Raw genomic sequence first — 24,688 nt, 5'->3', positions numbered from 1 at the left:
CTCTTTCAATGTTATTGGAAGGGGCTTTTAGTGCTTTTTTACTTCGATGTTTTGGATTTTTATTGGTTTGCCTGTGCAAAATAACTGACATTTCTCGCGATTTGCTTAAAACCTCAAACCCTAGACATGCAGGTTAAGCCCTTACACCTACTTCCGAATCTGACTTTATAAACTGTGATCTTAGCTTGTGACTTTTCATTTCAACATCATTAGAATAATCTGATTGAAAAAAAACTAATGGAGTTCATCATGGCTGAAAAAGTAGTAGAAGTCACCACACATATGGGAAGCGGTTGGAAGGTTACGGCGCAGGTACGGGAGCATTTGCTGGTTATTGATCAACCCAGTGCCACTAATGAAGGCGCTAACCCGTTAGAAACGTTCTTATTTTCACTTGGTGGTTGTATTTCGGCGATTGCCAAGATGGTTGCGCGTGAACGTAATATCACGATTCGCCAGTTTGATGTACATGTGAGGGCCGTGATGAATTCGGCGGGATTATTAGGTCAGCCCTCGGACGATCCTGTAGGCTTTAAAGAAATCGCCATCAACGCCAGCATAGACGCCGACTTAACCGACGCAGAAAAGAACGAGTTTTTAGATACAGTGTGTAACCGTTGCCCCGTCCACGATAATCTGCTGCGTCCAAGTTTAGTCACCCACCAAGTTCAGCATTAATCTCGATTCTCATCTGGATTTAGGGCGGCTTAAAAGCATAAACCCCAGCTTTCACTGGGGTTTATGTTAATAGTCATATGCTAATTGTGCTATCACGGATTATTTTTCGGAAAGTTAGCTAATACTAGCTCGGCGACTTTGCGAAGCTCTTCCGGACAAATGCCATTGGTGGCTTGCACAGCCATGCCTTGCAGCACTGTGCCAATATATCGAGACAGTAGCAGCGGATCGGCATCCGCGGGAAGATCGCCTTCATCCTTTGCTCGTTGTAGACGTTCGCATAAAGCCTGCTCACCATCACGACGGCGGGTAATCAGGGTATCTTTAATCGCTTGTCCGGCTTCGCTACAGGCGAGGGCACCTTGTACTATCAAGCAACCTTGGGGGTGGCTCTCATCCACTAAGGAGGATGCAGCGCCATAGAGCATAGATTCAACGACTTGATAGGCAGTTTCTTTTTCAAGAGAAGGATAGAAAAACGCACAGGGGCGCTGTTCGTATAACTCGATCGCTTTCAGAAACAGCTGCTCTTTATTACCAAAGGCGGCGTAAAGGCTGGGTTTGTTGATGCCCATGGCCTGAGTTAGATCGGTTAACGATGTACCTTCAAAACCTTTTCGCCAGAAGACTTCCAAGGCTTTGGCCAATGCATCGTCGGCGTCGAAGGCTCGTGGACGACCTACGCAGGGCGTCTGGGTGACGGTTGACATCATTAGGCTCCTCAATTCTCAATTGCCCCTAGGATAGACATGGGTTTAGTTCATGTCCAGCCACTCTTGCCTGCTGTCTGCGGGTTAGGTGAGTAACTCACCAAAATATATCGTCCATTCAAGCCCACATAGCAAATTCGCCGTGGCTAGGGCGTGTTGACGTTTCAGGGTTGTTTTTGCAGCAATTTGGCTGGCTTTTATGCAAGGCAAAGTCCGTGCTGTGTAGTTATTCTACATAAACGGACGATAACGCAGCAGAAACGCCAGCCAAATGCTGCCCGAAGGGTTCGTCTGGCAAGCCCTTGCTCTTACTTTCTGTCATAAGAGCCGCTCGTCATTTGAGTTGAGTAACGACACATCCTTCCTCGTTTCGCGAGCACGTACTTGCCAGAACGAACAAAATCTAATCTCGAAACGTCAACACGCCCTAATTACCTCAAAGGCTTAACTACAAAGTTTCACGCTGTCACAAAAAATTAAATACTCATCGGTACAAAAATCTGTTGACAGGGTCATTTTACACTATATATTACCGCTCAGTACATAATATTTTTTACCAGTCGGTATTTATTGGTTTTGACCGAGTGCCTATTACTGATGTCTGTCTTAAACGAGATAAATGCCTGCCACATGAGGATTGTAAGATGAAAAGTAACCAACCTTTACGGATATTGATGTTGACTGCCGTGGCGGCTTTTGTCCTTTCGGCCTGTGGTGAACCCGAAGCCCAGCAGGGGCAAGCACCGGGTGCACCTAAGGTCGATGTTGCGCAGGTATTGCATGAGCGCGTTACCGAGTGGGATGAATTTACCGGCCGTTTGCAGGCGCCAGAGAGTGTGACCTTAGTGCCACGCGTGTCAGGCTATATCGCGTCGGTAAACTTTAAAGAAGGCGCCTTAGTGAAAAAAGGCGATGTGCTATTTCGTATCGATGCAAGTGTGTTTGAAGCGGAAGTGGCCCGGTTAAAAGCAGATCTTGCTAGCGCGCTCTCTGCTGAGCAACTGGCCACTAACGACTTAGAACGTGCCCGCAAACTCTTTGCCCAAAAGGCAGTATCGGCAGAATTACTCGATACCCGCGAGTCTAACAAACGCCAAACCACGGCGGCCGTGGCCTCTGTGAAAGCGGCGCTGCTGCGCGCCGAACTGGATTTAGATTACACCCAAGTGCGCGCGCCGATTGATGGCCGTGCCTCCTACGCCAATGTCACCGCCGGTAACTATGTGTCTGCGGGGCAGAGTGTATTAACTAGCTTAGTGTCGACCGCCAGCATGTATGCCTACTTCGATGTGGATGAGCAAACCTATCTGAAATACGTCAAGTTAACCGCCGAGAAAAAGCGTAAAGACCCTCGTGCAGGCGACAATCCCGTGTATATGGCGCTTGCCAACGAGCGCGAATATCAACACATAGGCCTAGTGGATTTTGTCGATAACTCGATGGACAGACAGACGGGCACTATTCGAGTACGTGCCACGTTTAGCAATGAAGACAACAGCTTACTCCCAGGTCTGTTCGCCAGATTACGTACCGCTGGTAGCGGTGCCTACGACGGCATCTTAATCGACGATAAAGCCGTGGGCACGGATCTGAACAACAAGTTCGTCTTAGTGGTGGCAAACGATGGCACTGTGGAGTATCGCGGCGTCACTTTAGGTGAAAAAGTTCAAGGTTTACGCATTATTAAGCAAGGTTTAGCGGCAAACGACAAGATCGTCGTCAATGGTATGCAAAGGGTTCGTCCTAAGATGCAAATTGAGCCACACCTGGTTGATATGGCCGATAGCGAGCAGCTAGATGCGCTTCGTCAAGCTCAATTACTACTTGATAAACATCAAGAAAATATCACTACCCCAGACGTTGAAGTAGCGAGCCGCGGTTAAGGAATCCAACAGAATGTTGTCGCAGTTTTTTATTAAAAGACCGATATTTGCAGCCGTTCTCTCGCTGCTATTTTTTATCACAGGGGCGATTGCTGTCTGGCAATTACCTATTACCGAATACCCTGAAGTGGTACCACCGACAGTCGTGGTGACCGCCAATTATCCTGGCGCTAACCCTAAAGTCATTGCCGAAACGGTTGCCTCGCCCTTAGAACAGGAAATCAACGGCGTCGAAGACATGCTGTATATGTCATCGCAGGCGACATCCGATGGGCGCATGACCTTGACCATTACCTTTGCCATTGGCACCGATGTGGACAGGGCGCAAACTCAAGTGCAGAGCCGGGTTGACCGTGCTATGCCACGTTTGCCGCAGGAGGTTCAACGCCTTGGGATTGTGACCGAAAAGTCCTCGCCCGACTTAACCATGGTGGTGCATTTACTGTCGCCGGATAACCGTTATGACATGCTGTATTTGTCTAACTACGCGGCGCTCAACGTAAAAGATGAGTTAGCACGTATCAAAGGCGTGGGCGCGGTGCGTTTATTTGGTGCGGGCGAATATAGTCTGCGGATCTGGCTTGACCCGAATAAAGTCTCGGCGCTTGGCATGTCGCCAGCTGAAATTATCGCCGCCGTACGTGAGCAAAATCAGCAAGCGGCAGCGGGTAGTTTAGGGGCGCAGCCTAGTGGTAATGCCGACTTCCAACTCTTGATTAACGTTAAGGGTCGTCTGACTGAACTGTCAGAATTCGAAGACATTATTATCAAGGTCGGTCAAAACGGTGAGGTGATCCGTCTTAAGGATGTGGCGCGTGTCGAACTCGGTGCAACTAGCTATGCGCTGCGTTCATTGCTGGATAACAAGGATGCAGTCGCGATTCCCGTGTTCCAAGCATCGGGCTCGAATGCGATTCAAATCTCCGACGATGTGCGAGCCGAAATGGCAAGACTGGCGAAGTCTTTCCCCGAAGGGCTGCAATACGAAATTGTGTACGATCCGACCGTGTTTGTGCGTGGCTCGATTGAAGCTGTGATTAAAACTTTACTTGAAGCCGTGCTCTTAGTGGTACTCGTGGTGGTGCTGTTCCTGCAAACTTGGCGCGCCTCGATTATTCCGCTGGTGGCCGTGCCTGTGTCTTTGGTGGGGACCTTCGCCTTTATGCACTTGATGGGCTTCTCGCTTAATGCTTTGTCGCTGTTTGGTCTGGTGCTGGCCATCGGGATTGTGGTCGACGATGCCATCGTGGTGGTAGAAAACGTCGAGCGAAATATCGCTTCGGGTTTAAGCCCAATTGCCGCAACACAAAAAGCCATGAAGGAAGTGACTGGGCCGATTGTCGCAACCACCTTAGTGTTGGCCGCGGTGTTTATTCCAACCGCCTTTATGAGCGGATTAACGGGGCAGTTTTATAAGCAGTTTGCGCTGACTATCACGATTTCGACCTTTATTTCGGCCATTAACTCGCTCACCTTGAGCCCAGCGTTATCGGCGTTGTTACTCAAGGGGCATGATGCGCCTAAGGATGCGCTCACACGGTTAATGGATAAGCTGTTTGGTGGCTGGTTATTTACGCCATTCAATCGCTTATTCAACCGTGCATCAGAGGGGTATGGCTATTTAGTGCGTAAGGTGATCCGTTTTGGCGGCATTATCGGACTGGTTTATCTGGGCATGGTTGCGCTGACGGGTGTGCAATTTGTGAATACCCCAACGGGTTATGTGCCTGGACAGGATAAGCAGTATTTGGTGGCATTTGCCCAATTACCGGATGCGGCTTCACTCGAGCGTACCGATGCGGTGATCAAGAAAATGTCCGACATCGCCTTGAATCACCCTGGTGTGGCGCACTCGATTGCCTTTCCCGGTCTGAGTATCAACGGTTTTACTAATAGTCCTAACTCGGGCGTGGTGTTTGTTGCCTTAGATGATTTTGAGTTACGTAAGCGTCCTGAACTGTCGGCGAATGCGATTGCCGGCCAATTAAATCAGCAGTTTGCTGGTATTCAGGATGCATTTATTGCCATCTTCCCGCCGCCACCTGTGCAAGGCCTCGGCACTATTGGAGGGTTCCGTCTGCAAATTCAAGACAGAGCCAACCTTGGTTATGAGGCCTTGTATCAGGTGACCCAACAAGTAATGTACAAGGCGTGGGCCGATCCACAATTAGCGGGGATTTTCTCTAGCTATCAAGTGAACGTGCCACAACTTGAACTGGATATCGATCGGACTAAAGCGAAACAGCAGGCAGTGTCGCTCGATCAAATTTTCCAGACATTACAAACCTATATGGGCTCGACCTATGTCAACGACTTCAATCGTTTCGGTCGAACCTATCAGGTGAATATGCAGGCCGACGAAGCATTCCGTCAAAGCCCGCAGCAGATTAGTCAGCTAAAAGTGCCTAATGTGAATGGCGATATGATCCCACTCGGCTCCTTTATCAATGTGAGTCAGAGCGCAGGTCCCGATCGTGTAATGCACTATAACGGTTTCACCACGGCTGAGATTAACGGTGGCCCTGCACCCGGTGTGAGTTCGGGCCAAGCGCAGGCAGCGATTGAGAAAATCCTCGCCGAGACTTTGCCGATAGGCATGACCTACGAGTGGACTGAGCTGACCTATCAGCAGATCCTCGCCGGTAACACAGGCTTGTTAGTGTTCCCTCTGGTGATCCTGCTGGTGTTTATGGTGCTGGCTGCGCAGTACGAGAGTTTGAGTTTACCATTGGCGATTATCTTAATTATCCCAATGACCTTACTCTCAGCGCTCAGTGGCGTGCTTATCTATGGCGGTGATAATAATATTTTCACTCAGATTGGTCTTATCGTCCTCGTGGGCTTAGCGACCAAGAACGCGATTCTGATTGTCGAATTTGCCAAGGAAAAACAAGACCATGGTATGGAAGTCATGGAGTCAATTCTCGAGGCGGCCCGCTTACGCTTACGCCCCATCTTGATGACCTCTATTGCCTTTATCATGGGAGTGGTACCCATGGTGTTTTCAACGGGCGCGGGCGCCGAGATGCGTCAGGCCATGGGGGTTGCGGTATTTGCCGGCATGATAGGGGTGACACTGTTTGGTTTGATCCTGACACCATTGTTTTACTATGCTTTAGCAAAACGCGCCCGTCATAGTACAGCATCAGAGGTCTAACTTGGCTGTGTTATAAGTTCTATTTTATATCGATAAAAAAGGCCTGAAATTTCAGGTCTTTTTTGTATTTTGCAGATAATTATCAAGGTATTGACTATATTTTAGCGAGGAACAAATAATTAATTAGGAATATTCAATGAATGCCTTTCAGCCCCATGACTTCAAAGTCAATATTGATGTAAGGCATGCTTTATTAGCCGTTGCGACGGCATTGGATTTTGTTGGGGTAGACGATTTGCACCACGGACATCGGGTTGGCTATATGGCTTACGAATGTGCGAATGTGCTCGGCTGGTCCGATGAAAAAAAGCAGTTCGCCTATTTTGCCGGACTTATTCATGATTGCGGCGTTTCTTCCTCCGAAGAGCACTTACGTCTGCTCAAATTAATGCAGCCAGAAGATGCCCAGTGCCATAGTCAACGTGGCTATGAGGCATTGCTTAAATGCCCGATTTTAGATGTTTTTGCGCCTGTCGTTCTTTACCACCACACACCTTGGCTTGAGTTGCAATCCCATGAGCTTTCCGTATTTGACCGTGATATTGCAGCACTGATTTTCTTAGCGGATCGTACCGACTTTTTAAGAGCCAGATATACGCATGGTTGTCATGAGGAGCTGATTACATTGCATGAAAGTATGGTAGCTGAAAATTTAATGGCCCACAGCGGAACCTTATTTGAGCCAGAAATGGTCAAGGCGATGTGCCAGTTAGTTAAAAAAGATGGCTTTTGGTACAACATGGATGCAACTCATATTGAGTTATTAGGTCTGGAGTTCAAAGCTAATCACTTTTACGACAAAGAATTAGATATTGACGGGGTAAAGCAGTTAGCGCGATTTTTAGCTCGAATAGTTGATGCTAAGAGTCCCTTTACATTTCACCATTCAGAAAAAGTCGCACTGTTAGCAAAATTAGTGGCAAAGGACTGCGGTGTATCAGATACCGATGCTGAATTATTGTACGTTGCTGGATTATTACATGATGTCGGTAAGCTCAAAACGCCTGACCTATTACTGCATAAAGAAGGCAAATTAACAAAGGAAGAATATTCGATTGTCAAACGTCATACCGTTGATACAGAGCATACTTTACATCGTTTTTTTCCTAAGTCTGTAATAGGCGAATGGGCCTCAAATCACCATGAACGTCTCGATGGTTCAGGCTATCCCTTCAGTAAACAGCAGGAACAATTAGATTTACCTTCGCGTATTCTTGCTGTGGTCGATGTTTTTCAGGCGTTGACTCAAAAGCGACCCTATCGAGGCTCTTTATCGCTATCAGAGATTGGCGACATTATGCAGCCCATGGTCGATAAAGGGCAGTTAGATGCAGGTGTTTACAGCATTTTGTTGGCAGATATAGATAATTTTTATCAATTATCAACCCAAGAATTTTCAGCTTAATATTCATTGTTGTTAGAGCAGTAAAGCATCATCAATCGGATTAAACTGTGTTGCTGCATCCATCAGTGATTTTGCTGTCAGTTGGGGTACGCCATAGACTTCTGTCTTAACGTCATATTTTTGCGTTATTTTCTCAAGCAAGATTGCAAAATCACCATCACCAGAAAGCAGTATTACGGTATCCACATTGGGAGCGGTATCGAGTACATCAATTGTGATCCCCACATCCCAATCTCCCTTTGCTGATCCGTCACTGCGCTGGATAAAGGGCTTAAGTTTTAACTCAAAACCGATATGTCTCAAAGCATCTTGAAACTTAAGCTGGCCATCATCACCTCGATGAATGGCATAGGCGATAGCACTGACAATATTTCCTTGCGCATTCAAGTGTTGCCAGAGTTTACGATAGTTAAACTGGCGCTGATAGGCCTCACGGCAGGTGTAATAAATGTTTTGCACATCGACAAAGAGGGCGATTCTTTTCAAGGGATAAGTTATGGCTATCAGTTGGAAGACTCTGTGCACTATAGCACAGCAAGGTAGCTAATGGCGCGAGCAGGCAAAAACAGCAATGGATCTAGTCGGTAATGGCCGAGTTTAGCTTTGCTTAACGGATTTTTAGTTAGGTTAATGGATTGATTATTTAAAGTATTGCGCCGGTGTTGTGCTGGTATATTGTTTAAAAAAACTGATAAAGGGGCTGTCACTGTTATGCGTCGGACTTGATTTTGCAGATCATGTAGGTTGGATAAAACATAGAAGGAACTCATCTGAAACCTAAATGAAAAAGCCAAGGGACTGCTCCCTTGGCTTTTATGATTTAAGCAAACGCATTATTTCGCGCCTGTTTACATCATGGCGATAAATTAGGCTTTTGCCGTTTGTTCCTGCTGTTTGGCTGCCTCTTGTGCCGCTAACTCTTGTGCTTTAATGGCCGCTTCGAGTTTTGCTTCAACATAACCCGGTGAATGGGTCGCGGCCGAGATTAAACGGTACATTGCTGGGATGACAAACAGGGTGACAAAGGTCGCAAAGGCCATGCCGAAAAACACCACAGTCCCCACCGCAATCCGGCTCTCAGAGCCTGCGCCCGTTGAGAAAATCAGCGGTATCGCGCCGACTAAGGTGGTGAAGGCCGTCATCAAAATCGGGCGTAAACGGCGGGTTGAGGCATCGATAATGGCTTTATCTAAGGCTAAACCTCGGTCACGCAGTTGGTTGGCAAACTCGACAATTAAGATCCCGTTTTTGGTCACCATGCCAATCAACATGATCATGCCGATCTGGCTATAAATGTTAATACCTTGACTGGTCACTAACAGGCCGAGGAAACCTCCAAATACTCCCATTGGTACGGTAAACATCACCACTAGGGGGTTGATAAAACTCTCAAATTGCGCAGCGAGTACCAAGTAAGCCACCAGTAGTGCTAAACCGAACACAATAAAAATACTGCTTTGGTTTTCTTTAAAGTCTTTTGATTCACCGGTATAGCCAATGGAAATATCCTTGGGTAATAACTCTATGGACTTGTTTTCTAAGAACGTTAAGGCCTCGCCTAAGGTGTAACCTTTACTGATGTTGGCCTTAAGGGTGATGGATTTTTGTTTATTGGTATGGCTCAATCTTTGCGCTGAGGCCACTTCTTCGATATGGGTGACCGTATCGAGCGTGACTAATTCGCCCTTGGCTGAACGCATATAGATTTGGCTTAAATCGCCGACGTTGTTAAAACTGTTTTCATCACCGCGCAGATACACATCGTACTCTTCGCCGCGATCCACATAGGTGGTTTCTTTACGACCGCCGAGCATCACTTCTAAGGTTTGTGAGACGTCATCGACGCTGATCCCAAGTTCTGCTGCGCGCTCTTTATCAACGCTGACAATCAGTTCTGGTGTGGTTTCGGCGTAATCCAGATCCGCGCCTTCCATCATCGGGCTGGCATTGGCTTGCTCTTTTAACACCTGTGCCCATTTAAAGAGTTCCGCATAATCTGAGCCACCCAGTACAAATTGTACTGGTTCACTCGATTGCCCCCTAAAGCCTGGCATCATAGGGCGAACCATCACATCGGGAATATCTTTCAATGCCTTACTTATAATCCCGAGCGCCTGTTGCGCCGTGACATTGCGATGTTCCCAATCCTCTAGCTGCATGATCACATAGCCAGTTTGATCGCCAGCACGACCACCAAAGGCAGGGGCTTGCACACTGAAAGACCGCAATACACCTTGGCCAAGGAGTGGCATTAATCTGTCTTCGACGATATCCATGTTCGCCGTCATACGGTTATAGCTAGTACCCTCGGCGCCTTTCACAAAGGCGTAAAGTACACCGCGGTCTTCCTGTGGTGCTAATTGCGAGGGGACTTGCTGCATTAACCATGCGCTACCGCCAATACAGGCGAGAATGACCAGTGGTGCCAGTAATCTAAAGCGGATCGCATGGGTTACACCCACACGGTAAACCCTTTCCATGCGCGCAAAACCACTATCCACAATGCGATTGAAACGGTTAGGTTTTACATTGGCTTTGAGTAATTTGCTACTCAATACCGGCGTTAGCGTGAGGGCAATGAGGGATGAGAACAGAACAGACACTGCCAGCATCACGGAAAACTCGGTAAAGAGTAAACCGACCATGCCATCCATAAATGAAATCGGCAGGAACACCATGACTAACACCGCGGTGGTTGCCACGACCGCAAAGCCGACTTCCCGTGTGCCTTTGTAAGCCGCAAGCAGCGGCTCTTCGCCTTTTTCGATATGGTGGAAAATGTTTTCGACCACCACAATCGCATCGTCGACCACGAGACCAATGGCGAGGATTAATGCCATTAATGTCAGTAGGTTAATTGAATAACCTAGCATGTTGGCGGCAATAAAGGCGGAGATTAAAGATACTGGAACCGTTACCGCGGGGATAAGGGTTGCCCTTGCTTGACCGATAAAGATATACAGCACTAACACCACGAGGGCGCCAGTGACATAGAGGGTGTTGTAGACCTCGTTGATTGAGCGGTCAATAAAAACGGTGGAGTCAAAGTCGACCACAAGACTGGTGCCATCGGGTAAAAAGTCTTGAATTTTATCGACTTCTTTATGCACTTCCTGTGCAACGACTAAGGGGTTAGCGTCGGATTGAGTGATCACCCCTAGACTTAGGTTAACAATGCCATCGCTCTTAAAGGTGGAGTTTTCGTTCTGTGCGCCCACGGCAACATCGGCCACATCTTTTAAATAGATAGGTGTCCCGTCGCTGGCGGTGCGTACGACTAAATAATCAAAATCCTGTGGGGTGTAATAAAGTCTTTTGGTGCGCACCGACATCACTGTCGTATCGTTACGCACTTGGCCGCCAGGGGTTTCGATATTCTCTTTACGTAGGGCGCTAGTGATATCGGTGACGGTGACGTTGCGCCCCGCCATTTGCTCGGGTCTGAGCTTGACATACATGACCTTATAAAGACCACCCGAAATGCTGATAGAACTCACGCCGCTGATCAGACTGAATCTGTCTTCTAAAACCCGCTGGGCATAATCGGTCAGCTGGGTTCTGTCCATCACGGTTGAACTTAAGTTCACATACACAGAGGGTTCGCCTGAGCCATTGTCCTTCGATACTACAGGATCGTTAGCGTCTTCCGGCAAACGTCGCTGGGCGCGGGCCACGGCATCACGCACATCACTCACCCCTTCGGTTAAGTTCCAACCGAGGAGGAATTTGACCGTGATCCGCGAGCTACCATTACGAGTGGTAGAGGTGATTTCATCGATACCGCTGATCCCCGTGAGTTCATCCTCAAGGGTCTTGGTGATTTGGCTTTCCATAATCGCTGCCGATGCACCGGAATAACTGGTGCTGACTGTCACCACTGGGCTTTCAACATCGGGCATTTCCCGCACTGAAAGTTTAGTAAAGGACACTAAGCCAAACACGCATAGCAGTAAGCTTAAAACGATCGCGACGACGGGGCGTTTAACTGAGACATCGGACAGCCACATTATTTCGTCTCCGCAGTGTTGACGTCTGACTTGGCCGGGCGGTTATTACTATTCTTAGCTTCAAGAGCGACTTCATTGATTTTTAAGCCATCGCGCATATTCACAAGCCCTTGAACCACCACTTTATCGCCAATTTTAAGGCCGCTATCGATAAGCACTTGGTCGCCAACACGGGCACCCAAAATCACTTCGGTGCGATGGGCAATATGATCCTCGCCAACCACATACACATAGCGTTTAGTGCCTGAATATTCTAGGGCTTGCACTGGCACTATGGGGGCTGAAATCGGTGGGAAGGTGATGGTTGATGACATCATCATGCCAGGTTTTAAGCGATTATCGCTGTTTTCAAATTGTACGCGGATCTTCAGGTTTAAGGTTTCTTCATTCACGCGGGGATCGATGGCGACCACTTTGCCTATAAAGGTTTGTCCTGGCCAAGCTCGGCTGGTGGCCGATACTGGCATGCCAATGCTAAGTTGTGACAGAAAATGTTCAGGCACTTGTAAGTCCAGTCGCATGCTGGATAAATCATCTAAGGTCATTAACTCTGTGCCAATACTTACCATCTTACCTTCGCTAAAGTTAATCAGCCCGGTTTTACCGGCAAAAGGTGCGATAAGGGAATGATAATGTAAATCCGCCTGCGCAGAGGCTAAGCGTGCTCTGGCAATATCGACACTGGCTTTTTGAGCATCGATTTCGGTTTGAGTGATGGCATTGCGGCTGATAAGTTTTTCAAACTCTCTGAGCTTGCGGGTTTCATCATTTAAAAAGGCATTGGCTTCAGCCACCGCGGCTTGAGCTTTCATATCATCGAGTTCGATTAGCAACTGGCCTTTTTTCACTGTTTGATTCGAAGTCACGGCAATTTGTTTAATTTTGCCGGTGACTTGCGGCGCGATCACCACTGCGCGCTCAGCGGCCAGTTTACCAATCAGTGAAATAGATTGAGCCAGTGGATGTTCAACCACTTCCCCTGTGACAACCGGCACGGTACGCATAAGCTGGGGGGCACTTTCGGGTTTGGCAGCCTGCAATACATCACTAAAGCTCACAGCGGCGGCAACCGCCGCAACTAAGGCAATGGCTATTATGGTTTTTTTCATTGGAATAATTATCTCGCACAAAGACGGTTAACAGGCGTTAGCACTAATGGCGCTATTCTAGTGAATAACCGTCATCAGGTGGGTAAAAGTTTGTAAAGTTAAGCACTCGAAAGTGAAAGAAATTGTGTTTTGTGTCGAGATACCCCATGGCAATCTCATTCGCCCCATTCGAAGTGCATACGATAGCTGAGTTATTCTGCTAAGGATGTGCTTGTGTTCGTATTTTTTCTATCGGATCTACGGCGATTGAATTTGCGGATACTGGCTTAAAATTGCCTCAAGACGACCATCTTGGCCCATGCTTTCAAGGCCTTTGTTAAATTCGTCGATCAAGGTGGACTGATCCGTTATCGCCAAAGAGACGCCCAGATGGAATACCTCTGTGGCGATGGGGTCTCCTACCTGCTCGAAAGTATCGGCATATTCACTTTGATTTTGCTTGATTAAATATTGAGCAAGATTGTGGCCGATTAACACTAAGTCAATGCGTTTTAGAAACAATTTCTTAAGATTCATTTCGTCGGAATTACCTTCCTCTGTCGTGAGTCCTGTGGCGGCTATTTCGGGTGGATTGGCGTAACCGCGGCCAATGCCGATGGTAAAGGGCTTAAGTTCGCTTAATTGACTAAAACGTAACGGGTTATCTTTACGTTTGTAGAAGACAATCTGTACGGCTTGTATCGGTGCAGAATAATGCGCCCATTGCTCACGTTCTTTGCGGTACCAAAGTCCAATAATACCATCGGCTTGGCCGGTTTTTACCAGTAATGCTGCTCGCGCAAAGGGATAAAACTTAACACTGGCATTGTAGCCTTGGCGTTTAAAGGCCTCTTTAACGACTTGGGCAACGCCACCTTGCTCGGGTAACGAATCGGCATAAAAGGGCGGATAATTGGTCGCAACTAAGTTTAAATCTCGTCCTGCAAAACTGCGGGAAGGCAATCCTAGCAACAGCAATACAAGGCTTAAATTTATCAGCAGTTTGAAGTCCATACGCATCCCTAACGTTAAAGCGTTATTTGCTGAGTATAGGGGGTGTTAAGCCGATGAGTTGAATTTTGTATAGAGAGGTAAGTTATCGCTTACTCGATATGGAGTCGACTCGTTATCCTTTTATTGAATAATAAAAAGGGCTTATGGATTAAACCTATAAGCCCTGAATCGATTTAAAGTGCTACTTGCTCACCCTTATATAGCCCGCGGGTGAGTTTATTGTCGTCTATCAGTAATAATTCTCCTGACTGACCATCCTTAATACTACTATCTATTGCAATGATTTTATTATGGTAAAGTCCAAGTACTCGTTCCTGTGAAGTGTGGCCGACGATAATATGATCAACCTTAAAGTAGTTTAGGATTCGGTCGATTTCGGGTTCAGCGAGTGCATCTTTAAAGTAGCCACGGTACCAAGTGGGGCCATTAGTGAAAAACAGGAAATTCAACAGATCGTTTTGTTTTAAATCTTCTTTTTTATCGTCTAAATGTTGACGGAATAACTGATTAGCATCGCTGATATTGAGTTTACGCTCGACCCATTCAGGACTTATTCCACCGTGCATAAACAGCAGATTATTGATCTTTACTAGAGTATTTTTACTGCGAAGCCAACGGCCGATTTCGGTGTCTTTGTTGTACAGTGCATCATAGCTGCGATTGAGTAATTCCGCCGAGGTTTGATAACGCTCATTCACATAACGTAAGTCGCCGCGAAACACCATTTGCTCGTGGTTGCCCATAAGTAAATGTAATCGACCACCGGCGGCTTGGGCTTGCTTATCTAACTCATATAAAAACCACAGAACTTCGTTAACTTGGTGACCACGGTCGAACATATCTCCCGTCATGACCATATGGCCGTCACCAAAGGCCCAGTGATTATTTTCATCGATAATCTGATGGGCTTTCAGTAGGTTAATCATCACATCGAATTGCCCATGCACATCGCTTAAGGCCACTATCTTGCCTGCATGAGTGTAGGTATCAGCTTCAACTTTGGGAGCATCGGTATGGCGTTTGGGCTGTGGCAAGTTGCCACAATCATTTGGGCGAGCCAATTGATTGTTTGCGATAGGGGTTTGTTTTAACTGACTCTGGCAGATCCAGTAGGCGGTATTTTGGTTACCTTGGTCGAGGAAAACATAAGGACCATCGGTCACGGATGATGGCGTAAGTTCAGTGCTAAATGCGCCAACAGAAAATAAACTTAGCAAAGTAAACAGTGAAGCCTGACCCGAAGTGAGTCTCTTCTTCAATGTGAGCGAAGATATATTCTGTGGTTGAGGTGTCGAGTGACCTAAACCATGGCGGAAGAGCGCGTGCATTCAAAGCTCCTGAGTTATTAAACGTGGTTGGTTAGCATAATGTTAATAACTTGGTAGGGCAAGGGATCCTATGTTGGGATATTTTCATGGTGAGAATGCTTTATCTCTATGTTTGTTGTTCAGCCTGTTTTGTTTTGGCAAGTTAAATTAATGGTATAGCATTTTTTATATTTTTTGGCAGGTGTTCTCCTTTATTTCCTATAACGTTAATAGCGCATTCTCAATATCATAAGTGTCACTGTTTTTATTTTTTAGCTCATTACTATGATGGTGATATTTTTATTGGTTACATTTTTTATTTATTTGTTGTCAATTCGGTGTGCATAATGGTAATAATTGCTGAAAGTAACCTAAGTTTATGATTTTACTGTTTTACGTTCGGTTAACTTACTGTTTGTTGTGCGGTTAATTTGGCCTTTTTTAAACAATTTAAATCCTAGTTTTGTAAATGCAGGTGCTTTTATTATTCCTTAATAACAGATGCGCATACTGTATGAGTCAGTTTTTATTTAAATGTCAGAAAAGCTCGTTGATGATCTTTTCGCTTAATTACGTTTTATTGAAACATATTTGTCAATCTCGCCTTCAAAACGTCCGCCATACGTTAACATCAATAGTCGCTTTTATTATTTCGAGCCTCGTTGTCGGCGCGGCGAGTTTATTTACCGCGTCAAGCGTTGCTGATGATACAGAGCTTTATGTGTTCGAAGCGTCCGCCCGTAATGGCTCGCGCCCGCAGGTGCTGATCATTTTCGATAACTCCGGCAGTATGAGTAATCTTGCCTATGGGGTCGATGCTCCTTACGAGAATAAACGTAATGCTAACTATGCCCAGTCGGGAAAGCTATTTTATAGCCGAGGTTCGGCTGATAATGCTGAGTTACCTAATCCTGCCTCTTCGCGTGAAATGCGTCAGTTTAATGCCGCACTCAATGGCTGTGAAAGCTCGTGGGATTACCTCAATAGGTATGGCACCTTCACTGGTTTCTTTCGTGAGTATGGTTTTTCGGGGGGACTGGTGCGTGGAAAGAATTTTCTGAACTAAATGGTAGCTCGATAGCTGCTGTCGATTGCTTTGAAGATATCCAAGAGGAAAGACTCGGTAATGCAGCAGGAGAGGCTAACGGTTTACCCGTTGACAGTTTAGGCTCTGCGGCTAAACCCGTTCGGTACACGGCAGTCAATATTCACTCATCCGAGAGTGCTAAGGCAAGCGCGAAGGCAAAGGCGCAGAAAACAGGTTTTGGCTCCGGCAAAGTGGTCACAGTTTATACCGAAGATTATTTAAAATGGCACCATGGTACTAAAAAGAAGGTCAATAAAACCCGTCTAGAGCTGGCACAAGATGCGATTGAAAGTGTGGTTTTAACTACGCCGGGTGTGGATTTTGGTTTAGCTATTTTTAATATGAATGGGCCACGTGATGGTGCGCGTGACGGTGGGCGGATTATCTCTGGGATTAAGACTATGTCCGCCCAAGCCAAAATTGATTTATTGAAAAGGGTCAATCTTATTAGTTATGCCCAAAATACGCCGCTATGCGAAACGCTCTACGAAGCCTATCGTTATTTTGGTGGGCAGGAACAGTATTTTGGCGATGATGATAGCGATTATAATTACTACGATAATTGGGGGCGTTACCAAGGTACCTACAACGCCAGTTCTAATCCCTTTACTGACCCAGCTGCGCTTATTATTGGAAGTAACACGTACAATTCGCCGTTTAAGCCTTGCCAAAATGAAGCGTATATCGTCTATATCACCGACGGTGAGCCGACGCTTGATAACGCGGCCGATGGCATTATTGAGCGTTTAACCAATGGTGTAGGTAAGCATACCTCCAACCCGAAAAGTTATCTCAGTGCGCTTTCTGGCTGGATGCGAACTGAGGATGTGAATCCTAATTTAGCCGGAAAACAAACCGTTAGAACCTTTACCATTGGGTTTAGTGAAGGTGCAGCCAGTGCCGAGCACCTACTGAAGCAAACCGCCGATAATGGCGGTGGTAAGTATTTTGATGCCACCGATGCCAGTCAATTACGTTCTTCATTGCAAACGGCTTTAAATAATATCCTCGAAAAAAATGCCAGCTTTACTTCCCCCTCGGTAGCGAGCAATAACTTCAATCGTACTCAAACCTTTGATTCAGCTTATTACTCTATGTTCTTGCCTAATAAGGGACCAAGATGGCTAGGGAATATTAAAAAGTTCAAGGTGACCAGTGACGGTGATGTCGTTGATAGCAAAGGCAAAAATGTGATAGGTGAAGATGGCAATATCAAAGCCGATGCTTGCTCCTATTGGACATCAGCTGAAGAATGCGGAAGCAGCGGTGATGGTAACGATGTTAAGCGTGGCGGGGTGCTAGCCGCGATGCAGCAGGCGACTAGTCGCACTTTATACAGTAATTTTGGCAGTGGATTGAGCGCTTTTACTCTGTCAAATGCAGCTCGAAAAGCTGGGGATAATGTGCGTTTAGCCACCTATATGGGGGTCGATGAAACAGAACTCACTGGGCTATTTGACTGGGCGAAGGGAATCGATGTTGATAACGATAAAAATCAGGACTTAAGTACTGTCAGGGGCGCCACCCCAAATTGGCGCGCTGATATTATGGGAGATGCTCTACATTCCAAGCCCTTAGCACTCAATTTTGGTTCTGAAGCTAAACCTGATATCCGAATTCTTGTCGGGACGAACCATGGGTTCCTGCATATGTTTAAGGATGAAGGTGATAGCGTGTCTGAGACTTGGGGATTTATCCCCTATGAGCTACTGCCGAATTTGCGCGATCTCAAGGCTAACGTGCCGACGGGCGTACACTCGGTATACGGTATTGATGGCTCGCCAGTTGCCTACACCAAAATGCAGGGCAAACGGATTGAAAAGGCATGGGTATTTGTGGGAATGCGCCGAGGCGGCAATGCGTATTACGCCCTCGATGTGACCACACCTGATAACCCCAGTTTTATGTGGAAGATAGATGCCAGCTCACCCGGTATGGGCGAGTTAGGGCAATCTTGGTCGACGCCTGTGGTGACGACAATTCCGAGTGCGACTGGCGATAAGCCTGTATTGATTTTTGGTGGTGGATATTCCCCTTCAACTAAAGATGGCGCTGAGATTGGTACTGATGACAGCAGTGGCCGTGGCGTGTTTATTGTCGATGCGCAAACGGGGGCGTTAATCCATCAATTCGGCGGCAGTGGGGCTAACACGCCATTGCCAGGTATTGCTAACAGTATTCCAAGCAGTGTTGCTGTATTAGACGGCAATGGTGATGGTCATACCGATAGAATCTATGCCACAGATATCCAAGGTAATGTATGGCGGATGGATATGCCCTCCGCGAATGTGTCGACCTGGTCGGGATTTAAATTTGCCGCATTAGGGGATAAGAGTTCAGTGGCAGGAGATAGGCGATTCTTTTCTGGGCCTATAGTGGCCCAGACCTTGATCTCCAATACCTTTGAGCTGACTAAAGTCGTTAATGGAACATCGACCAAAGTTGTCACATCACAGAATATTCCTTACGACGCAATTGTTGTCGGGAGTGGCCACAGGGCAAAGCCAAGTGATGTGTCTCGCTCGGATATGTTTTTTGCATTGCAAGATAGAAACATAGTCACTCAATCATTCCAAGGTAAATCAAATCAAAAGCCTGTGCCTAAAACACTACAGTTAAGTGATTTATATGATGTCAGTTCGGCGGCGCCCAATGATCAGGCCAGTGAAATCGTTTTTAGTCAAAAACGAGGTTGGTACTATAACTTCTCTCGTAAAGGCGAAAAGAGCCTGTCTTCTGCGACCATTGTGGGGGGGGAGGTGTATTTCAGCAGTTTTGTGCCTGGTAGTGATGGCTCAGTCAACCAATGTTTGAGTTCGGGTAAGGGCTATCTTTATAAAAAGAATTTGCACAGGGGCACTCGTGGTTACAAAACGGATTATTTGTATGCAGGTGAGTTGGTACTGGATACGCCGCAGTTGGTGATCCCGCCTGCCGAGCAGCCTAAGGACCCGAATGCTAAAGTACCAACGCCAGATATGTTTTTGATTGGTATCGGTAATGCGGTGCCAGATGAGGCGACATGTGAAAGTGGTAACCCTAAGTGTATTGGGGGCGGGCCAACAACGAACAAAATTTATTATTACATCAGTCAATGATGTAAAGAGTTAACGAGTCGAGATGAGTAATAGCCTTATGATGAAATACGGTACCCTTGGTTTGTTGCTGCTAGCGGGATTCCAATGGTCAGCACTGGCGACAGAAACTGAGAAGCGACAGGATTACAAATGCTATTTAGATACTAATCAGGGGTTTAAGCTGATGCGTTTCTCGTGGTTTGAATCTAAAGTCAATGAGTATCTGCTTACCTTGCCCGGGACACAGCTACCACGTTTACCTCGGGATAAGCCGATTCCACTCTATGCGAAAGCAGTACTTGAGTGTGTAAAAATGAGTGAGCCTTTTACGCTCGAACAGGCAAAGCAAGCCGAGCTTGCGCTCGATAATCAGGGTTAACTTGGCCTGTGGTATCAACATTGAAAATGCCGATGGGATAAATCCTATAGTGACTTATCCCATCGTTTAAGGGGGAAACCCCAAACTCAAAAAGCCAAGGTTTGAGTCTTCATACGTAAAACGTAAGACTGGCGCACTTTCAAGAAAGTGTCGTGTTAAGACACTTGTTCATTCAGATACTCAAGCCACTTGCTCGGATGACCGTAAAAACGGCTGTGATTGAGTAAACGCAGATTTCCCTCACTTGTCGTGAGTGCTACTGAAGGGAAACCTTGGGCACCCAGCTGATTCATCAGCGCCCGTGATGCCAAAATGTGCTGGTAAAACGCGTCTTCATTTTGGGCAAATTCCTTCGTAAAGGCAGCGCCATCTATTCCCATTTTTTCGGCCAAAACATACAGATTATGTTCATCGCTGGCGCTTTTGCCATCGCGATAATGGGCGAGTTGCACTGCATGTAGGTAAGCTAGCTTATTGCCCCCTAAGGCTGCAAAGGCAAGCATAGCTCTAATGGGGGGCGCAGAATCCAGTACAATGCTGGTATCACGTAATAAGCCTTCATAATAGTTTTCACCAAAGGCTTGTCCGGTTAACGCGGCTATCCGTTTCTCATGGGGCATCACATAATCGCGCCATTGGTTATCTATCTGTTTGCGCCTTGGCCCTGTGAGCATGCCGCCTGCGTGGAGTTTGATGGTAAATCCGGCAGCGGCTGCTGCATCAAACAGCGGTGCGGCTGCGTAACACCAACCGCACAAGGGATCGATAATGGCATGTAACACGGCCTTAGCTTTCATGGTGGTATTGATAGTTGGGTTCATCGCAATTATTCCTACAAAAAACAGTCTTTTGTTCTGGCTTTTTGGCTTAAGGGCTAGCCTAAGCGCGAATGTCAGATTGAATGGGACATGGAGATATCCATGCCCCTATTCCCTTACATTGGCCAGCGCATTTCACCCATGATGACTTTGGCACTGATCTCAAGCCCTGCATCTAAAGGAATTTGTGGGTAGAGCTTGAGCATCTTGGCGATTAAGTCCGCAGAATCTTTTGCTGTTTTGGCTGCCTTTTCAAAGGCATTAATATAATCGCGAGTAAAAGCGATGGCGCGCTTATCAAATCTGGCATCACCGAGATAATGTCCAGGGATAACCTCTTTGGGAGATAAGGCTTCCATCTTTTCTAAATGGGTTAACCAGGCTTTACGCGACTCAACACTTTGGGTATCTGCCATCCAAACATGGGTGTTATCAAACACTTCAACGCCACCAGTGATGGTTTTAGCCGACGGTACCCACAGGAAGGTATGCTTAGGGTGAGCATCCTCTAGCCCTTCTATCAGCACTTGTTCACCGTCGATACTAAAGCGATTGGTGGTAACCACCTTAGGCAGCACTAATTGGCTCGGGGCATTGTCCTTTAAAATCGGTCCCCAGTAGGCGAGCTTGCCTTCCATCGAGGCTTTAATGTCATCGACTGTGGTTTGAGTGGCGACGATTTCGACCTCGGGGAAGTTTTGCTTAATCACATCCAATCCAAAGTAAAAGTCTGGATCGCTATGGCTGATATACACCAAGGTAAGCTTTTTACCGCTGGCTTTAATGGTATCCACTAAGGTCTGGGCATCATTTTTTTGAAATTGAGCATCGACCAGCATCATTTCATGCTCGCCGCTGATAAAGCTTGAAGACACCGCAAAAATACTGTTTTCGCCCGGATTAAAATGGCTTACTTGCAAAGGTGCAGCTTGAGCAGTAGCCATTCCCGCCACCAGCATGGTTGCGGCTAACTGGGGTTTCAAAGAGGTTAATTTTAGAGCATTCAATAGTGTCATTTCTGTTCTCACTTATTCATTCAAATAGGATTCGGTGATTTGCACTGCTGCAAAAGTGAGCTTAGTTTAGGTTGCAAAAAACGTTAGATAAACACGGAAAATTGCGCTTATTTGTTGCATAATTCGGATGAATCAACGTTTGAAACTGATTATTTAGTGCAACGCAATCAACACTAGGGGCGGATAAACCATGGATAGACTCGAAGCGGCAAAGGTATTTGTGACCATCGTTGAGCAGGGCAGCATGATTGGCGCCGCAGAGGCGTTGGATATGTCGCGTTCTATGGTAACCCGCTATTTAAGTGAGATGGAAGAATGGTCAGGTGCACGCTTACTGCACCGTTCGACAAGACGTTTGAGCCTGACCAGTGCGGGCGAGCAAGTGCTCGATTATTGCCAGCGCTTGCTTGAATTAGCGCAGGAAGTCCCCGCGGTCAGTCACGCCCAAAGCGCCCAACCGCGAGGATTGCTGCGGATCAGTTGCTCACAATTTATGGCCCATTTACTTCTTCCCACGGTCGTGCGTCCTTACTTAGCCCAATATCCGCAGGCGAGTGTGAACTTTCATGTTAGCAGCCAAACCGTTGATTTAGTTGCTGAACGTATTGATCTTGCCATACGTATCACTAATGAGCTCGATCCTAGTCTAATCGCCAGACGTTTAGGGGAATGTGAGTCCGTGGTCTGCGCCGCACCGCGTTATCTTGCCACCCATTCACTTATTAGCCATCCCGAGGATTTAACTCGGCATAACTGTTTAACCTATTCCTACTTTGGCGATGTGATGTGGCGGTTTACTCAAATTATTCATCCTGATGGTATCGAGGCGGGGCAGCTTTTTAATATTCCCGTAAGAGGTAACTTAAGTGCCAATGATTCTATGGTGGTACTAAACGCCACCTTGGCCGGCGAGGGGATTGCTATGCAGCCCTTGTGGGCGGCGAAGCCCTATCTCGACACTGGCGAATTAGTGCCATTGTTGCGGGAGTTTCAACCTCAAACCTTGGGCGTATACGGCGTATATCAATCCCGTAAACATATGCAGCCTGCATTAAGAGTGATGATGGATATGCTGGTGGCCTACTTTGCTAGCATGAACCAGCATGAATATAGTGCCAGCCTGAAATAACGGAAAATCCTCACCCTAAATTCAATGCAATAAAAAGGAGCTTAACCCTTTCGAGTTAACCTCCTCAGATACACGCTTGCCTAGATTCTAGATTCTAGATTCTAGATTCTCGATCTATTTCGTCATACGCTTGTATTTTAAGCGGTGTGGTTCAATCACATCGGCACCATAGGTGTTCTTCAACCATGCCGAGTATTCGGTGTAGTTACCTTCGTAGAAGTTTACTTGGCCTTCGTCGCGGTAGTCCAGAATGTGGGTCGCGATACGGTCTAAGAACCAACGGTCGTGCGAGATCACCATAGCGCAACCTGGGAATTCGAGAATCGCTTCTTCCAGTGCGCGCAGGGTTTCAACGTCTAAGTCGTTGGTCGGTTCGTCGAGGAGCAGTACGTTACCGCCAGCCTGCAACAGTTTAGCTAAGTGAACACGGTTGCGCTCACCGCCCGACAGAGTGCCGATAATCTTTTGCTGATCTGCACCACGGAAGTTGAAGCGGCCCACATAGGCGCGGCTTGGAATTTCCATGTTGTTGATGCGCATGATGTCTTGACCACCAGAGATTTCTTGCCAAATGGTGTTTTTGTCATTCATCGAATCGCGGAACTGTTCAACCGACGCCAGTTGTACTGTTTCACCTATCTCAATGGTGCCGCTATCTGGCTGCTCGCTGCCTGACAGCATGCGGAACAGGGTCGATTTACCTGCACCGTTGGCACCGATAATACCGACGATCGCGCCCTTAGGAATCGAGAACGACAGGTTATCGATCAGCACGCGGTCACCGTAGGACTTGGTTAAGTTTTTAACCTCAATCACTTTGTCACCTAAACGTGGTCCGGGCGGAATAAACAGCTCGTTGGTTTCGTTACGTTTTTGGTAATCAGTGGTGTTCAGCTCTTCGAAGCGCGCCATACGGGCCTTGCCCTTAGACTGACGGCCTTTCGCGCCTTGGCGAACCCATTCTAATTCTTTCGCAATCGTCTTTTGACGTGCGCTTTCTGCGGCAGACTCCTGCTTCAAACGGGCATCTTTTTGTTCTAGCCATGAAGAGTAGTTACCTTCCCATGGGATACCCTCACCACGGTCAAGTTCTAAAATCCAGCCCGCAGCATTGTCGAGGAAGTAACGGTCGTGGGTAATCGCCACAACGGTGCCCGAGTATTCCTGCAGGAAGTGCTCGAGCCACGCGACGGATTCGGCGTCCAAGTGGTTGGTCGGTTCGTCGAGTAGCAGCATTTCTGGTTTTTCCAGCAGCAGACGACAAATTGCTACACGGCGGCGCTCACCACCCGATAAGACTTCAATCTTTTCATCCCAATCAGGCAGACGTAGCGCATTCGCCGCACGCTCGAGGATGTTGTCCAGATTGTGGGCGTCCTGCGCCTGAATAATCGCTTCAAGTTCGCCTTGCTCTTTGGCAAGCGCGTCGAAGTCCGCATCGGGTTCTGCATAAGCGGCATAGACTTCGTCTAAGCGTTTGAGGGCATTTTTGGCTTCAGAAACCGCTTCTTCAATCGCTTCACGCACGGTTTGCGTTGGGTCGAGTTTGGGTTCCTGTGGCAGGTAACCAATCTTCAGCCCTGGCATTGGGCGCGCTTCACCCTCAATCTCGGTATCGATACCGGCCATAATGCGCAGTAGGGTGGATTTACCTGAACCGTTAAGACCTAACACACCGATCTTGGCGCCGGGGAAAAAGCTTAAGGAAATGTCTTTAAGGATCTGCTTCTTAGGCGGAACAACCTTGCCCACCCGCAACATGCTGTAAACAAACTGAGCCATTTTTCTGCATCTATAAGTGACTAATGATGCGGCTAATTCTACTCGATTGCGCGCCGAACTCAACTCGGGATTGAGGCGCATTCAAGCTAAAACTGTAGGATTTTCATGTTTCAGAGACTGGGATTGTCGGCTCGTTACGAGTAGAATACCG

Annotated in this window: 14 protein-coding genes and 3 pseudogenes; 7 read left to right on the top strand and 10 right to left on the bottom strand. The window is 47.1% G+C overall.

Going from position 1 to position 24,688, the window contains the following annotated elements:
* Positions 1–249 precede the first annotated feature (249 nt).
* The gene (locus SHEWPOL2_RS03950) at positions 250–678 is read left to right on the top strand and encodes an OsmC family protein (RefSeq protein WP_037426290.1); all 429 of its coding nucleotides are present in this window, start codon (positions 250–252) and stop codon (positions 676–678) included.
* Positions 679–770: 92 nt separating this feature from the next.
* On the opposite strand, the gene SHEWPOL2_RS03945 is transcribed toward SHEWPOL2_RS03950, so the two are convergent.
* Positions 771–1,391 (bottom strand): TetR/AcrR family transcriptional regulator, encoded by a 621-nt coding sequence (locus SHEWPOL2_RS03945; RefSeq protein WP_037426287.1) that lies wholly within the window; start codon positions 1,389–1,391, stop codon positions 771–773.
* A 641-nt stretch (positions 1,392–2,032) separates the two neighbouring features.
* Here SHEWPOL2_RS03945 and SHEWPOL2_RS03940 point away from each other — a divergent pair.
* The 3 genes from SHEWPOL2_RS03940 to SHEWPOL2_RS03930 all read left to right on the top strand — a co-directional run bounded on the left by SHEWPOL2_RS03940 (position 2,033) and on the right by SHEWPOL2_RS03930 (position 7,833).
* A complete protein-coding gene (locus SHEWPOL2_RS03940) occupies positions 2,033–3,271 on the top strand; it encodes an efflux RND transporter periplasmic adaptor subunit (RefSeq protein ID WP_037426285.1) in 1,239 nt (412 codons plus the stop codon).
* Between the two features lie 13 nt (positions 3,272–3,284).
* On the top strand, positions 3,285–6,428 hold the full coding sequence (locus SHEWPOL2_RS03935; protein ID WP_037426282.1) for a multidrug efflux RND transporter permease subunit: 3,144 nt from the start codon (positions 3,285–3,287) through the stop codon (positions 6,426–6,428).
* Positions 6,429–6,564: 136 nt separating this feature from the next.
* Entirely contained in the window at positions 6,565–7,833 is a 1,269-nt protein-coding gene (locus SHEWPOL2_RS03930) for an HD-GYP domain-containing protein (protein WP_037426279.1), read from the top strand.
* Between the two features lie 12 nt (positions 7,834–7,845).
* On the opposite strand, the gene SHEWPOL2_RS03925 is transcribed toward SHEWPOL2_RS03930, so the two are convergent.
* The 6 genes and pseudogenes from SHEWPOL2_RS03925 to SHEWPOL2_RS03900 form a co-directional block, all read right to left on the bottom strand.
* Positions 7,846–8,319, bottom strand: a complete 474-nt coding sequence (locus SHEWPOL2_RS03925) for an NYN domain-containing protein (RefSeq protein ID WP_037426277.1) — start codon at positions 8,317–8,319, stop codon at positions 7,846–7,848.
* 153 nt (positions 8,320–8,472) lie between these two features.
* Positions 8,473–8,544, bottom strand: a pseudogene (locus SHEWPOL2_RS23385) (AraC family transcriptional regulator); the annotation flags it as partial.
* Between the two features lie 155 nt (positions 8,545–8,699).
* On the bottom strand, positions 8,700–11,840 hold the full coding sequence (locus SHEWPOL2_RS03915) for a multidrug efflux RND transporter permease subunit (RefSeq protein WP_037426272.1): 3,141 nt from the start codon (positions 11,838–11,840) through the stop codon (positions 8,700–8,702).
* Positions 11,840–12,949, bottom strand: coding sequence for an efflux RND transporter periplasmic adaptor subunit (locus SHEWPOL2_RS03910; protein WP_037421088.1), 1,110 nt, complete (start codon positions 12,947–12,949; stop codon positions 11,840–11,842). Before SHEWPOL2_RS03910 ends, SHEWPOL2_RS03915 begins: the two co-directional genes overlap by 1 nt.
* Before the next feature lie 199 nt (positions 12,950–13,148).
* Positions 13,149–13,942, bottom strand: a pseudogene (locus SHEWPOL2_RS03905) (transporter substrate-binding domain-containing protein).
* Between the two features lie 173 nt (positions 13,943–14,115).
* Positions 14,116–15,270 (bottom strand): metallophosphoesterase, encoded by a 1,155-nt coding sequence (locus SHEWPOL2_RS03900; protein ID WP_037426268.1) that lies wholly within the window; start codon positions 15,268–15,270, stop codon positions 14,116–14,118.
* A gap of 532 nt (positions 15,271–15,802) precedes the next feature.
* Here SHEWPOL2_RS03900 and SHEWPOL2_RS03895 point away from each other — a divergent pair.
* Positions 15,803–19,434: pseudogene (locus SHEWPOL2_RS03895) on the top strand (PilC/PilY family type IV pilus protein).
* Between the two features lie 22 nt (positions 19,435–19,456).
* Positions 19,457–19,792, top strand: a complete 336-nt coding sequence (locus SHEWPOL2_RS03890; RefSeq protein ID WP_037426265.1) for a TapY2 family type IVa secretion system protein — start codon at positions 19,457–19,459, stop codon at positions 19,790–19,792.
* A gap of 155 nt (positions 19,793–19,947) precedes the next feature.
* On the opposite strand, the gene SHEWPOL2_RS03885 is transcribed toward SHEWPOL2_RS03890, so the two are convergent.
* Both SHEWPOL2_RS03885 and SHEWPOL2_RS03880 read right to left on the bottom strand, forming a co-directional pair.
* On the bottom strand, positions 19,948–20,613 hold the full coding sequence (locus tag SHEWPOL2_RS03885) for a DsbA family protein (RefSeq protein WP_037426263.1): 666 nt from the start codon (positions 20,611–20,613) through the stop codon (positions 19,948–19,950).
* Positions 20,614–20,726: 113 nt separating this feature from the next.
* Positions 20,727–21,626: an MBL fold metallo-hydrolase gene (locus SHEWPOL2_RS03880; RefSeq protein WP_037426260.1), complete on the bottom strand. Its 900-nt coding sequence runs from the start codon at positions 21,624–21,626 to the stop codon at positions 20,727–20,729.
* Between the two features lie 190 nt (positions 21,627–21,816).
* On the opposite strand from SHEWPOL2_RS03880, the gene SHEWPOL2_RS03875 reads away from it, so the two are divergent.
* On the top strand, positions 21,817–22,755 hold the full coding sequence (locus tag SHEWPOL2_RS03875; RefSeq protein WP_037426258.1) for a LysR family transcriptional regulator: 939 nt from the start codon (positions 21,817–21,819) through the stop codon (positions 22,753–22,755).
* Between the two features lie 114 nt (positions 22,756–22,869).
* Here the strand turns inward: SHEWPOL2_RS03875 and ettA are convergent, their stop codons facing one another.
* Positions 22,870–24,537 (bottom strand): energy-dependent translational throttle protein EttA, encoded by a 1,668-nt coding sequence (gene ettA / locus SHEWPOL2_RS03870; RefSeq protein ID WP_037426256.1) that lies wholly within the window; start codon positions 24,535–24,537, stop codon positions 22,870–22,872.
* Between the last annotated feature and the right edge of the window lie 151 nt (positions 24,538–24,688).

This window comes from Shewanella sp. POL2, from assembly GCF_000282755.1.
Classification (GTDB): Bacteria; Pseudomonadota; Gammaproteobacteria; order Enterobacterales; family Shewanellaceae; genus Shewanella; species Shewanella xiamenensis.
This window is presented reverse-complemented; position numbering and strand designations above follow the sequence as displayed.